The organism is Paenibacillus sp. UASWS1643, from assembly GCF_008693195.1.
Lineage (GTDB): Bacteria > Bacillota > Bacilli > Paenibacillales > Paenibacillaceae > Paenibacillus > Paenibacillus amylolyticus_B.
In genome coordinates this window covers 1-624 of the sequence record NZ_VXKZ01000052.1, presented here as the reverse complement: position 1 = coordinate 624, position 624 = coordinate 1, and the positions used below count along the sequence as shown (strand labels likewise).

Here is a 624-nt window from a genome sequence, read left to right as displayed (position 1 = left end):
ATTTACGTGGCGGGTTAGTGCTGAAATCCGTTCTTCCTCGCTCGTTACTTCCTTGCATCCCGGTGTCACTACCACCGTTCCTAATGGAAACAACCCGATAAAAATTTGCTTTTGCATTGCACTTCATCCTTTCTCTTTTTGAATTGGGTTTGGGTGTCAAAAAAGATTTTTTGGACGTTGCCTGCCGCGGGGCTGGCATCCCCAAAGGGGAATTTTTTTCCCTTTTGACGCATGCTTGGGAACCCGGGCAATGCCAGACGGTCAAGGGATCAGCACACAAAAGTTTTTCTTCCGCTTTTTCTTTTCCAATGGGAAGAAAAAGTTTTGTTGCCCCTTGAACGACTGGCCGCCTACTTAGTGTCCGGGAGGTGGAGGGGCGAAGCCGGAGGCTCGGCCTGCCGGACACTTAGTAGGCTTTTGCCCGGGTTACCATGCGGAAGGCAAAAGGGAAAAAAATGCTTTCAATCCAAAAGAACCGGCGCATGCCGGTTCTCTCCTTCCTTCCCTGATTCAACTCACAGATCCCTGGCACGATGATGGAGCGCAGCGGAATCATGGTGCTGCCTTTATGCATGGCTGCTTGATGGGAGCGCAGCGAAGCGGAGCGGACATGATGCCGCCATG

1 protein-coding gene is annotated in these 624 nt (G+C 51.6%); it reads right to left on the bottom strand.

The genetic code is table 11. The features are described 5' to 3' along the window. Positions 1-406: 406 nt before the first annotated feature. On the bottom strand, positions 407-624 hold a 218-nt coding region (locus tag FE296_RS32540; protein ID WP_190944954.1), incomplete at its 5' end, for a hypothetical protein.